This window comes from Acinetobacter lwoffii (assembly GCF_024129735.1).
GTDB classification, from domain to species: domain Bacteria; phylum Pseudomonadota; class Gammaproteobacteria; order Pseudomonadales; family Moraxellaceae; genus Acinetobacter; species Acinetobacter lwoffii_H.
The window spans coordinates 19,145-30,904 of record NZ_JAMXXK010000041.1 but is presented as its reverse complement, the minus strand read 5'-3'; the positions used below and the strand labels follow the sequence as shown (position 1 = coordinate 30,904).

General features: G+C 42.9%; 12 protein-coding genes. 6 read left to right on the top strand and 6 right to left on the bottom strand.

Going from position 1 to position 11,760, the window contains the following annotated elements:
• Positions 1-56: 56 nt before the first annotated feature.
• Complete coding sequence (locus tag NI469_RS11765; protein WP_253147129.1) at positions 57-347, bottom strand: hypothetical protein; 291 nt, start codon at positions 345-347, stop codon at positions 57-59.
• A gap of 121 nt (positions 348-468) precedes the next feature.
• Here NI469_RS11765 and NI469_RS11760 point away from each other — a divergent pair, with 121 nt between their 5' ends.
• Both NI469_RS11760 and NI469_RS11755 read left to right on the top strand, forming a co-directional pair.
• Complete coding sequence (locus NI469_RS11760) at positions 469-1,125, top strand: potassium channel family protein (RefSeq protein ID WP_005246545.1); 657 nt, start codon at positions 469-471, stop codon at positions 1,123-1,125.
• Entirely contained in the window at positions 1,122-2,462 is a 1,341-nt protein-coding gene (locus tag NI469_RS11755) for a TrkH family potassium uptake protein (protein WP_004279789.1), read from the top strand. Before NI469_RS11760 ends, NI469_RS11755 begins: the two co-directional genes overlap by 4 nt.
• 69 nt (positions 2,463-2,531) lie before the next feature.
• Here the strand turns inward: NI469_RS11755 and NI469_RS11750 are convergent, their stop codons facing one another.
• The 3 genes from NI469_RS11750 to NI469_RS11740 all read right to left on the bottom strand — a co-directional run bounded on the left by NI469_RS11750 (position 2,532) and on the right by NI469_RS11740 (position 7,250).
• A complete protein-coding gene (locus tag NI469_RS11750; RefSeq protein WP_253175238.1) occupies positions 2,532-3,671 on the bottom strand; it encodes a phospholipase A in 1,140 nt (379 codons plus the stop codon).
• A gap of 21 nt (positions 3,672-3,692) precedes the next feature.
• A complete protein-coding gene (locus NI469_RS11745) occupies positions 3,693-6,632 on the bottom strand; it encodes an insulinase family protein (protein WP_253175236.1) in 2,940 nt (979 codons plus the stop codon).
• A gap of 165 nt (positions 6,633-6,797) precedes the next feature.
• On the bottom strand, positions 6,798-7,250 hold the full coding sequence (locus NI469_RS11740) for a GNAT family N-acetyltransferase (protein WP_005107150.1): 453 nt from the start codon (positions 7,248-7,250) through the stop codon (positions 6,798-6,800).
• 276 nt (positions 7,251-7,526) lie between these two features.
• On the opposite strand from NI469_RS11740, the gene NI469_RS11735 reads away from it, so the two are divergent.
• Genes NI469_RS11735 through NI469_RS11725 form a run of 3 tightly spaced genes read left to right on the top strand, consistent with a single transcriptional unit; the run spans position 7,527 to position 9,488 of the window.
• Positions 7,527-8,531: an adenosine kinase gene (locus NI469_RS11735; protein WP_253175234.1), complete on the top strand. Its 1,005-nt coding sequence runs from the start codon at positions 7,527-7,529 to the stop codon at positions 8,529-8,531.
• Positions 8,532-8,545: 14 nt separating this feature from the next.
• Positions 8,546-8,854: a Rieske (2Fe-2S) protein gene (locus NI469_RS11730; protein ID WP_253175242.1), complete on the top strand. Its 309-nt coding sequence runs from the start codon at positions 8,546-8,548 to the stop codon at positions 8,852-8,854.
• A gap of 19 nt (positions 8,855-8,873) precedes the next feature.
• Positions 8,874-9,488, top strand: a complete 615-nt coding sequence (locus tag NI469_RS11725) for an OB-fold-containig protein (RefSeq protein ID WP_004279798.1) — start codon at positions 8,874-8,876, stop codon at positions 9,486-9,488.
• A 62-nt stretch (positions 9,489-9,550) separates the two neighbouring features.
• Here the strand turns inward: NI469_RS11725 and NI469_RS11720 are convergent, their stop codons facing one another.
• The gene (locus NI469_RS11720) at positions 9,551-10,222 is read right to left on the bottom strand and encodes a YidB family protein (RefSeq protein WP_253175233.1); all 672 of its coding nucleotides are present in this window, start codon (positions 10,220-10,222) and stop codon (positions 9,551-9,553) included.
• A gap of 105 nt (positions 10,223-10,327) precedes the next feature.
• A complete protein-coding gene (locus NI469_RS11715) occupies positions 10,328-10,798 on the bottom strand; it encodes a DUF6231 family protein (RefSeq protein ID WP_253175231.1) in 471 nt (156 codons plus the stop codon).
• 34 nt (positions 10,799-10,832) lie between these two features.
• On the opposite strand from NI469_RS11715, the gene NI469_RS11710 reads away from it, so the two are divergent.
• Complete coding sequence (locus NI469_RS11710) at positions 10,833-11,702, top strand: DUF2797 domain-containing protein (protein ID WP_180038709.1); 870 nt, start codon at positions 10,833-10,835, stop codon at positions 11,700-11,702.
• Positions 11,703-11,760: the final 58 nt, after the last annotated feature.

Genomic DNA, 11,760 nt, shown 5'->3' with positions numbered 1-11,760 from the left:
ATTGCGAGTTGAAAAAGTCTAATGATTCTATGAATACACCTAACTTTTTCAACTAACTACAAATGTGTTGCACTTGGGATTTGAATCTGCGCTTTTTCAATACCATAGTATACATTCCCCTCATTAGGTCCTTCATTTAAATTATCAATATGCGAAGCAATATATTGGGCAAAATATTTATCAAATTTTGTAATATCCAGATGGACTTCCTTTGCAATATTTGAAACTCTCTCAACTCTCTTTTGTGTTTTCCATTGCTTTGAAATACAGTAAGCCACGATAACCGTTAAAATTGCGGCAGCAATCGTTGCTATAGCTCCCCAATCAAGCACACAATTCTCAACCATTTAGTTCTTTTCCTTTCTAAATAAACGATTTATATCAATTATGTAAAACTTCAAACATCTTGGATTAGATTAACGCTAACATAACTCAAAATACTTTATTTAGAATAATTAAGGATAGCAAATGGCATTATTTGCAGTCATTGGGCTTGGTAGTTTTGGTGCGACCGTGGCCACGCAACTGATCAGTCTGAAGCATGAAGTGATAGGGATCGATCTGAATAAAAAATATGTCGAAAATATTTCCGATCAACTAACCCATGCTGTGATTGCCGATGCAACCGATGAACATGTACTAGACGAGCTGAATATTCAGCGCTGTGATGCCGTTGTCGTTGCGATTGGAGAGGATATTGAGGCCAGCATTCTATGTGTATTGCATTTAAAAAATATGGGCGTGAAGAAAATCTGGGTAAAGGCCAAATCCAAATCCCACCACATGATTCTGACCCATCTCAATGTTGAAAAAATCATTCACCCTGAAGAAGATATGGGCGTTCGGGTGGCCCAGTCATTAAGCTATCCGATGGTCAGTCGTTATATGGCGCTTGAGGATGATCATTATATTGTCAAAATTGAAATTCATGCGGATCATCATGGTACGCCACTGAATCAGTTGATGAAGCATGCTCCTGAAATCACGACCTTATTACATAAACGCGGATCTACATTGCAATATCACGTAGATGCCAATCAGATTCTTCAGGAAGGCGATATTTTACTGGTTGAAGGATTGCTGGAACCTTTGCGCCGTCTTGCTAAATATTTTAAACATCTATGAAAAGTTCTGATTTAAAGCAACACAGGACGATTAACCTCAGTCCTCCAAGCTTACTGGCTTTGGGTTTTCTCGGATTAATTCTGATCGGCTCACTGCTATTGATGCTGCCTATTGCACATCATGGAGAAATCAGCTGGCTGGAGGCGATTTTTACAGCAACTTCTGCTGTGACCATTACCGGGCTATCGGTGGTGAATGTCGGTGAAGCCTATACCGTATTTGGTCAAATCGTGATTATGTTTTTGTTGCAATGCGGCGGCTTGGGTTTTATGACCTTTGCCATTCTGGCAGTGATGAGTCTGGCACCGCAACTGGGGCTAAAACAACAAGTCATGGCACAGGAGTCCATTGGACAAACTAGCCTGAAAAAAGTCAGTTTTACCATTAAAGCCGTGTTTTTATATTCTCTATTCTTTGAAGCAATCGGTACGCTGATTCTGACTTTGGCTTGGCTCAAAGAATATCAGTTTAGCGATGCACTATTTTATGCAGCTTTTTATAGCGTCTCCGCTTTTAATAATGGTGGATTTTCACTATTTCCAAATAGCTTGATGAGCTTTTCAGGACAGTATCTGATTACCTTTACCATCAGTATGCTGTATATCATTGGCGGTATCGGTTTTCTGGTGCTGATGGACGTCAAAGAACATAAGCGCTGGCGTAAGTTGAGTACCAACAGCAAGCTAATCCTCTCAACGATTCTGGGTCTGAACCTAAGTGCTTTTATCGTACTTTGGCTATTGGAGGCTTCCAATCCACAGACCTTAGGTCTCATGAGTTTGGGCGATCAGGCCGTGAATGCCTGGTTCCATGCCACCGTTCCCCGCTCTTCAGGTTTTCATAGCTTGCCAATGGAACAAATGAGTGATGCATCCACTCTAGTTACCATATTTCTAATGTTTATTGGTGGAGGTTCCTTAAGTACGGCGGGCGGCATTAAGGTCGGTACGTTTATTATTGTGGTCATCAGCGTAATCAGTTTTTTAAGACGCGAAGATGAGATCCGGCTGTTTAATCACTCTATTCCTGAAAAAACCACTTTTAAAGCATTGGCCGTCGTGTGTATTACTGCAGCGCTGATCATGATGGGTTTTATGAGCTTATTAATCTTGGAACCTGAGCAGGATTTTCTGGATCTGTTATTTGAAGCTGTGTCTGCAGCCTGTACCGTTGGCTTGTCCCGAGGGGTGACAGAGGAGCTACAACCGGCCAGTTTGATCATTCTGATGTTGTTAATGTTCGCAGGTCGTCTAGGGCCACTGACGCTTGCTTATTTTATTGCGACTCCGAAAAAGAGTCGTCTCAAACATCCGCCTTCAGAAATCCAGATTGGTTAATCTACCTAGAAAAAACCATGCAGCGGCATGGTTTTTTATTTTCATTCCAAGATGATTCAAGTGGGAATTTTAGAACCAGTTCATCAAGGAGACACCTAAACCGACATAAGTGGCACGGTGGTTATAATCAATCAGGCTTTCTCCGTAACCATCAAAAAGCTGGAATTGACCACGCAAACGCCCACTGATCGGGAATGACCAGTCGAACTGTACGGCTCCACGGTTGTTATCTCCACCTTTTAAAGTATGTCGCAGCATCAATGAAAAATCATGCTCCTTATAACGATAAAATGCGGTCATGTCTCCACGGCCAATATAGTTTTTGATTTCTGGATTGTTATCATCTTCTCGCTTCTCTTCAAAGCGATACCAAGGACGAACCATCAAGGCAAAATTGTCTTTTTCAAAACCAAGATTCAGCATCACCCGATTCCAGCTACGTGATAACGGATCAGAGCGGCCATTGGACTGATGATTGATGGTCAGTCCCAACATACGCCAGTTCAGGCCTAAAAGATCATAGTTGGTACGGAAAATTAAACTGGCTTCAGGTTCATAGTTAGTTTCACGAAACGGACGTGATTCTTCCGAGTTATACACCTGCCAACGTGAAGACTGGGTATAACCAAGCCAGAGATCGCCATTATCGCCCAAAATATTTTCAACCGCCTTGGTCTTTAAAGACAACTGAAACTTTGCTTCGGTTGAGGTGAGATTTTGGTCTTCTTTCACCGTGTTTTCTGGATTTTCACTTTGAGGGAATTCATTTTTCTTTGATGTCCAGAAACCTGGCATCAAATACACTGGCTGATAAGAACGAATGTTCCAGGTGCCTAATTTACTTTCTGGAGAGAGTTCCCAGCGGCTATCCAGCAAAGACAGATTCGGCGTCAGCTTTGATCCTTCAGAAGCATAAATATTGGAAACGGTTTGACCAATTTTCGCTTTTAAATTATCGGGTTCAGGCGCAATTTCTGCTGCTGCACGACGTTCAGAAACGATTGCAGGCTTCTCAGTGACCGGAATTTTAAATAAAGCATCATAGCAAGCCAGACGCTCTGCACTACTTTCCAGTGCGGCACAGGCTTCGGCCGTTGCCGGCATGGGGCTGTTAACTACTGTTTCTTCCGCATTCACTTGCGTCCCAACTGCACAGCCCAGCAAAACGCTCAGCTGCAGAGTTGAGCGCTTAAACGAATTAAGCGCCATCCCTTATCCTCTTCTTTTTATTTATAGAACTTGTTGAATTACAAAACCAAGCTGCTCCAGCATTTCACGTTTTGCCACTGGTGCCACAACTGCTTTCGTCGCCTGCTGCTCGACCAGATAGGTCTGTGCAACACGCTGCAAATCATCCAGTGTGACATTCAATAAACGTTCGCGTAATTTTTTACGGAACGCCGGTGTGCGTTGATGCAGATAGGCATAACATGCAGTGATCGCTTCACCCGCCGGTGAACCCGGTTTGTCCATGCTGGCGATCAGACCCAGAATGGCTTCTTCCAGCTGATGTGGCTGTTGTGGTGCATTGAGTAACCACTGAATACTGGCATCAAAATCCTGGAAAGTTTCTGCCAGACGTGGGTCACGATAGCTGTAGAAACGGAATGAACAGGCATTACCGTCATAACTCGCACCACCACCATAGGCACCACCTTTTTCACGGATGGCGCTGTGCAGAAAACCATTACGCAAATAACCTGCCAGTACCATCAATGCAGCAGCATCAGGATGTGAGACTTCAACTGCCGGATAAGCAGCCGCACAGAACTGGACATTGGCTTGAATTAACCAGGCTTCGTGCTGATCATGGGTTACTTTTTCGACTTGAGTCAGTGCAACCGGTGCAGAATCAACCGCCAGTTTGTCCCAGACATTCTGAATTTCTTCGATCAAGCTATCAGATTGTGGCTCTTCACAGACTAACAGGAACTGCTTCGGCGCTTGCAACAATACCCGATGAATTCGTTTTAACTCGTCAATCAGCAGGTCATATTCAGCCGGATCTTTTTCAATTTTTGAGACCAGTTCGATCAGCCAGTTTAATGCGCCAAGACCGGTATTGTGATAATCACGCAATGCTAATGCACTATGCTGACGTGAAGCCGTTTGCATTGCATAGCTATGTCCAGAACCAGAAATACGTGACTGCCAACGCGTTTTACGCTGTTGTAACAGTTCAACAATACGGTCTTTCTCATCAAAACGAAGCTGTTCAAAACCAATCTTCAACAGACGAATCGCATCCAGATGATTCACCAAAGATTTGGTGGTCAACGTCAACCAGGCAGTAATCTTGTTTTTGTCATCCACTTTCGAACGCAAAGACGCGCCCATGCCCAGACCGCCGCTTACCGCTGTTTGCAGTTGCTGGAACTCAAGATAGTCATATTCACCGGCACCTACTTCACCCATCAGGATTGAAAGCAGGTTAAAGTATGGCGACTGCACCACTTCATCCGGAATATTGACCAGAACCTGTTGATAATAAATACCGTTGGTGCCGGCATGATACAGATTCAACGGCGTATCAACACGGTTACAGATAATCTCGCGTAACTGGCCTTGAACAATCTGTAATTCCGCAGGGACATCTTCCAGACCGACTTTCGGCAATAAATTCAAGTCATCCGGCGTGTCCTGACGCACATTCAATGCTTCAGTCTGCGCAATAATTTCAGCTTTCTGTTCTTCAGTCAGATTCTTGCCAATTTCAGCCAGACGCGCTTTTTCATCCGCTGCTTCTTTGGCAGATTTGGTCGCATCCGGAACCAGCGTCAGTTGGACACGATGTGGATTATCCAGCAGATGCTCTTTGATCAGATTGGATAACCACATCGGATCTTGCAGCTCTTCTTTAACTGCCGCAATCGCAGAGTCCACATCCCAAACTTCGACCGGATCACGGTGATGAATTGCGCTGCCCAAACCGCTCAGAATCAGGCTCAGACCATACGGCGTACCATCACCATTGATTTCACGCTGATGCAATTCAATTTGATGCAGAATCGCATCGACCATGTTCTGATCAACCGGTTTAGACGCAACCTCTTCCAGAACCTTAAACACACCATTTTTAAATTCTTCTGCATGTTCAGGATTTGAACCCTGTACCGCACAGTAGAAAGTCATTTCAAAATTAGAATCATCCACGCCCATGAATGGACCTGTTGCATCGGCATAACCACACGTTTCCAGATAATGACGCAGTGGTGATGCTGAATCTTCAAGCAAAATACCTTCGACTAAACGCATGCCTAAACGCAGTTTAATGTCACTGGCTTCCGGTAATAACCAAGACAGCACATGATAGGTCTTGTCCTGCAGGTCTTCAGCATCAACCGCATAGCTGTCGGTAACCGTCAATGGTGCAGTCAAACGGGTTTCAGGTGTTGGATAAAGGGTCTGACCTTTTTCAAATTTAGACAATGCCAGATGTTCAAACTGCTCTTGCAGTTCGAATGCCGTTTTATTGCCAAAGGTCATGAAGACTGCATTACTTGGATGGTAATGTGACTTATAGAAATCAACTAACTCTTGGTAAGTCAGATCAGGAATATCTTTAGGATCACCGCCAGAATTATAGTGATAGGTCGTATTCGGGAATAAATGATGCGCCAGCGTGTGATAAAGCTGATCTGAAGGCGAACTCATCGCACCTTTCATTTCATTAAAAACTACGCCTTTATAAACAGGCTCGCCATTTTCCAGCTCAATGCGAATGCCTTCCTGGGCAAAATCCAATGGATTCAGGTTCGCAGCAAATGCTGCATCCATATACACTTCGAGCAGGTTCTGGAAATCTTTACTATTTTGGGTCGCAAATGGATACGCAGTCCAGTCAGCCGCAGTAAAGGCATTCATGAAAGTATTCAGTGAACGGCGAATCATCAGGAAGAATGGATCACGCACCGGGAATTTTTCTGAACCACACAGCGCAGTATGTTCCAGAATATGTGCTTCGCCTTTAGAATCCATCGGCTGGGTACGAAACGCCACCAGAAAGACATTTTCGTCGTGATTGGTCGCCAGGTGATAATGTGTGGCGCCAGTCACTTTATGTTTATATTCAGACACGAAAATGTCTAAAGCTTCAACATGTTGTTGACGTACCAACTGAAACGCAGGATGTACAGTTTGAGAAATGGTTTCAGTGACATCTACAGTCATGCGATCTCCTAATGCTTTAATTAAAATAACTAAGCGCATTATAGCTTTAGTTATCTGAATTATTCACGTTGAAAACCGAGGATTTTGATCGAATTAAGTAAACTTGATCATTTGAAAATTAAATCATCAAATTTACTTCCTGCATCTAAATGAGTATTTACAAGCTTAAGAAATCAGATATTTAAAATAGTTATAGCTTGGATTATTTTCTACAAATACATAATTCTGCTTTTGATAAAAACTGGCGGCCAGTCGGGTATCTGTTTGCAGACATAAAGCTGAATAATGCGGACGTGCCAACTGTTCCAAATAAGCCAAAAGCTGTTTGCCTACGCCATGCTGACGATATTTGGGATGCACATAGAAACGACGTACACGACCAATGCGGTCTTCAATGCCGTTATCTCCCCATTGCTGGTTTAAGCCGCCACAGGCAACCAGTTTCTTGCCATCATGCGCCACCACCAAATATTCATTGGCGTGGCTAAAGCAGTTTTTCCCGGTGCGATATTCTTCTATTAACTTATCTACCAAATTATAGCCTTCTTTACGTGCCAGAGTTGCCAGTGTTTCGATCTGATCCGGGAGTTGTTCGGCTGTTACAATTTTAATATTCATATACGCACACTATTTGAAATTGTTGTGAAGAATGACAGTTGCCAAGCGACTTAAAGTATCATGCCAGGAGCGATATCTCTTTATAAATAAAATGTGATCCTTAAATCAATGCTGCAGCGCACCAGTGCACAAAAATAAGTCAGTTTTTAGACCAAAGATAGCTGCTGAACAAAATACAGCATTTTTGAAAAGTATTTGAAAATGATTCAGCAAACTACAGCAATCCCAAGCAATCGTGTAAACTTAGGACTTTCATTTTTAATGTGATATTTGAACATGGCAACTGTTGATCTTTTTGCGATTGGTAATGCGCTGATTGACCAAGAATTTAAAGTTTCTGATGACTTTTTAACTGCACATCACTTGCAAAAAGGTACCATGCAACTTGCAGATGGTGAAACTCAGGCCAATCTTTATCAAAATCTTCAAGCGACTCAAGTGTATAAAGGTCAGGCTTCAGGCGGTTCAGCAGCCAACACTACCGTGGCATTTTCTGCGCTCGGTGGTTCTGCATTTTATGGCTGTCGTGTCGGAAATGACGAACTGGGGCAAATCTACCTGAAGGGTTTGAATGATGCCGGTATTAAGACCACCACCCAATCGATCAGTGAAGGCGTGACAGGAACCTGTATGGTTCTGGTCAGCCCTGATTCTGAACGTACCATGCATACCTATCTGGGTATTACGGCTGAACTGACTGATCAACAAATTGATTTCAGCGCACTACATAGTGCGAAATGGTTATATCTTGAAGGCTATTTATCGACTTCTGAAACAGCACGTCATGCGGTACAACAAGCACGTGATATTGCCCGTACTAATGGCGTTAAAATTGCTCTAACTTTATCTGATCCTGCTATGGTGCAATATGCTCGTGCCGGTCTGGATGAAATGATTGCAGATGGCGTAGATTTGCTGTTATGTAATCAGCAAGAAGCACTGATGTATACAGAAACAGACACCATTGATGCGGCCCTGCTTAAATTAAAAACAATCAGTCAGCACGTTGTCATTACAATGTCAGCCGAAGGTGCTCTAATTTCAGATCATGAGAATACCTTTAAAGTGCCTGGCCGTAAGGTCATCGCAGTCGATGCGAATGGTGCCGGCGATGCTTTTGCCGGGGCTTTCCTGTACGGATTGAATGCCAATTTGGGTCTTCAAGCTGCGGCTGAACTGGCGATTCTTATTTCGAGCCAGGTGGTTTCACAATTTGGTCCGCGCCTGGCAGTTGAAGACTATGCGGCATTATTACAAGACTTTCAAAAGGAATGTGCTTAATGTTTAAAATTTGCATGACCGAAGACGTTCCAGAACGCGAAGCACGCTCTTTTGAGCTTCCCGATGGAGATAATATCTTTATCACACAGCATGATGGTGCCTTCTATGCCTATCAAAACCTGTGTCCGCATTTGCAGGTCGAACTGGAATTTCTGGAAAACCAGTTTCTGGATCGTGATCAGGAATTTATTGAATGCTCCACGCATGGCGCCTTGTTTCTGGTAGAAAGCGGTGAATGCATTTCTGGGCCTTGCCAAGGTCAAGCACTTGAAAAAGTAGAGATTACCGTGCATTCTGATGGTGGAATTTACCTCTCAGAATAAGACTAAAACGGACTTCACCATGCCTGCATTTTTTCTAGACTATAACCTGATGCCTTTTCATCTGAGTTTATTGGCGATTATTCTGTTCGGTGTGGTGAAAACCATTGGTTTCTATTTTGGACTCAGACCCAGCAAGTTTCTGCAAAAAATTTCACCTTATGACTTTCAGCAGATGGATCTACTAAACGTCAAATTTTCCAAAACCTTGATTGTGTTTTTCTTCCTGATGAATTTTAGTTTTGCCGGCTATGTTTTACAGTTCCTGATCTATTCTCAGGAATTTAAATTTCTGCCTGCTTATTACCTGATTATTCCGGCTTTAATCATTGCGACTTTTTTTACTATTTTTATGATTCACTGTCTGGATCAGGTCATTCCACCCAAATATAAAAAGAACAATGTCAATTTACTTGGTCGTCTGGCGACGATTTCCAGTGGCAATGCCCGTCCCGGTTTTTCTGCTCAAGCACGGGTACGGGATGAGTATGGACAACTGCATTATGTACAGGTGGAACCTGAGTTTGGTGAACTCGGTTTTCAGTCGCAGATTATCCTGATTCGCATGAGAAAATCTCATTATGTCGCCAAAAAAATTTGTAAATCTAATCAGCTGTTTAGTATGAATCTAGATTAAACGCCAAATCATTTATAGACATTAAAAATCCCGACAGATATCGGGATTTTTAATGTCTAGATTTATTTTTTGAGAAGCCCGGAAACCATATTCAATACATTTTGAATATCGTTATTGGCTTCCTGCTTGCTGGTCTGCTCACCTTGCGGGGTAAGCGAATCAATAAGCTGCGGCAAGACCTGTGAAATCGCACTATACACATCCTGCTTCGGTACATGGGTTTGCTGTGCAACTTCTTCAACTTCCTGCTCATCAAACAGGTTCTGCACCTGCTGCGGATCGACATTGGCATTTTCACCGGGACCGGTCGACACCCAATCATCGACCTGACTATTGAGCCCCTGTCCTTTAAGCTTATCTAATGCACCCTGTAAACCGCCCTGTTTTTGAATCCAGGCCAGTACTAAAGGCAGTACTGCAATCAATAAGGTTTTACCGGTAGAACCACCTAGTCCTGAACGAGGCTGGGCAGTACTTTGAGTACTACCACCACCAAACTGACTTAGTACTGAACCTAAAATTGCCCCCAGACCATTTTGTCGGTTCTGCTGACCGGTTTGATTCTGCTGATTTTGAGGATTTTGATTTTGCTGAGGATTTGACTGGTTTAAATGCCCTAGCACAGACCCTAGGATATCTGCCAAGCCACCTTGTTGTGAGGACTTTTGCTGCGACTGCCCGCCACCCAATGCCTGCTTTGCTAATATTTCCACAATACTACTCAGGTTTGTCATGTCCTATATCCTATGTGCATCTTAATTACAGAATACGGCCTGCCCTCATATTGTCTAGGCAAGATTGTGTTAATATTTGCAATCTTGGTTAAGCAGGTTTTCGGTTTACCAGCGAAATTTATCCCAGTTTTCCGGATTAGCCCAAAATTTGGAGTTAAACCAGTCTGGCACGTGCTTATAGGTTAAAATATTAAACTGCCACAGCGCAAAATCGGCCTCATGTGTGGTCTTGTCAATCAGCTGGGTAAGTCCTAAAGCTCTCAATAACTTTTCATTTTGCAGCCGGCTGATCACCACTAGCCGTTTGGCAAACAAATCACGTAATTTCACCAGAATTTGACTCATGATCTGTTCAGACAAATGTTCTGTTTCTGCAGTATCCAGCATCACCACAGCCAAGTCATAACGTTGCTGAAAAGGCAGATTTAAAAAGTCAGATACGCTAAAATAGGACCATTGAATAGCTGGCTGAAACTGGACTTGGCTCAAGTCCTGCCCAATACAAATAGCAGTATGAATTGGCTGTTCCTGTGCGAAATCGTCTAGCATTGAAGTAATGACATTCTGCTCAGCCATAACTGCATCCTTATGATTTAAGTGAGTAATTTTTATGGAACTTCAGGGCATTTGTCATAAAATGCACGTCGGCCTCAAGGACCTTAGTGTAACTGATCAACAGATACAGCGGGCAAATGTTGAATATAAATTAATTTTAGATCGTGCAGAAATTGATCTTCCGTTTAATTTAGGCCAAGAAATCGAGATTGAATGGACCAGTAATATTTACTGCGTGTCCTGTGGCAACAAAACTTCCAAATCATTTTCGCAAGGTCACTGTTTTAAATGTTTTAAAACCAATGCTTCATGTGATATGTGCATCATGAAGCCAGAGACATGCCATTATCATTTAGGCACTTGCCGCGAAGATGAGTTTGCACAGAATGTCTGCTTTCAGCCACATATTGTCTATTTGGCCAATTCTAGTGCTTTAAAGGTCGGAATTACCCGTACCAGCCAAATGCCGACTCGCTGGCTTGATCAGGGTGCGACCCAAGCCCTGCCGATTATGAAAGTGGGCTCACGTCGTCTTTCCGGAAAGCTTGAGGTCATGTTTGGTACGCAGGTTGCTGATAAAACTGACTGGCGCAAGCTACTGAAAGGTGAAGCAGAACCATTGAACCTGATTGAAGTGCGTGAACAACTGCTGGAAGAATTTGCGCCTAAAATTCAAAGCATTCGCGAAGAATTTAATCAGAATCTAGAATTTAATGAAAATATTGAAGTATTGGAAGATGAATTCGCACGAGAGTTTATTTATCCGGTAGAACAATATCCGGAAAAGATTAAATCGCATAATCTGGATAAAACTCCTGTGATTCGTGGCAAATTACAAGGCATCAAGGGCCAGTATTTAATTCTGGATACTGGCGTGATTAATATGCGCAAATATACCGGTTATCAACTGATTATTCGTGCTTAAACCATTATTTGCCTAGAAAACAAAAAACCAGCCCGCAGGCTGGTTTTTTTATACAACA

Coding starts and splice junctions, on each gene's coding strand:
- NI469_RS11765 (WP_253147129.1), bottom strand. CDS start 347: ATGGTTGAGAATTGTGTGCTTGATTGGGGAGCTATAGCAACGATTGCT.
- NI469_RS11735 (WP_253175234.1), top strand. CDS start 7,527: ATGGCAACTGTTGATCTTTTTGCGATTGGTAATGCGCTGATTGACCAA.
- NI469_RS11740 (WP_005107150.1), bottom strand. CDS start 7,250: ATGAATATTAAAATTGTAACAGCCGAACAACTCCCGGATCAGATCGAA.
- NI469_RS11720 (WP_253175233.1), bottom strand. CDS start 10,222: ATGACAAACCTGAGTAGTATTGTGGAAATATTAGCAAAGCAGGCATTG.
- NI469_RS11745 (WP_253175236.1), bottom strand. CDS start 6,632: ATGACTGTAGATGTCACTGAAACCATTTCTCAAACTGTACATCCTGCG.
- NI469_RS11755 (WP_004279789.1), top strand. CDS start 1,122: ATGAAAAGTTCTGATTTAAAGCAACACAGGACGATTAACCTCAGTCCT.
- NI469_RS11730 (WP_253175242.1), top strand. CDS start 8,546: ATGACCGAAGACGTTCCAGAACGCGAAGCACGCTCTTTTGAGCTTCCC.
- NI469_RS11710 (WP_180038709.1), top strand. CDS start 10,833: ATGGAACTTCAGGGCATTTGTCATAAAATGCACGTCGGCCTCAAGGAC.
- NI469_RS11760 (WP_005246545.1), top strand. CDS start 469: ATGGCATTATTTGCAGTCATTGGGCTTGGTAGTTTTGGTGCGACCGTG.
- NI469_RS11715 (WP_253175231.1), bottom strand. CDS start 10,798: ATGGCTGAGCAGAATGTCATTACTTCAATGCTAGACGATTTCGCACAG.
- NI469_RS11750 (WP_253175238.1), bottom strand. CDS start 3,671: ATGGCGCTTAATTCGTTTAAGCGCTCAACTCTGCAGCTGAGCGTTTTG.
- NI469_RS11725 (WP_004279798.1), top strand. CDS start 8,874: ATGCCTGCATTTTTTCTAGACTATAACCTGATGCCTTTTCATCTGAGT.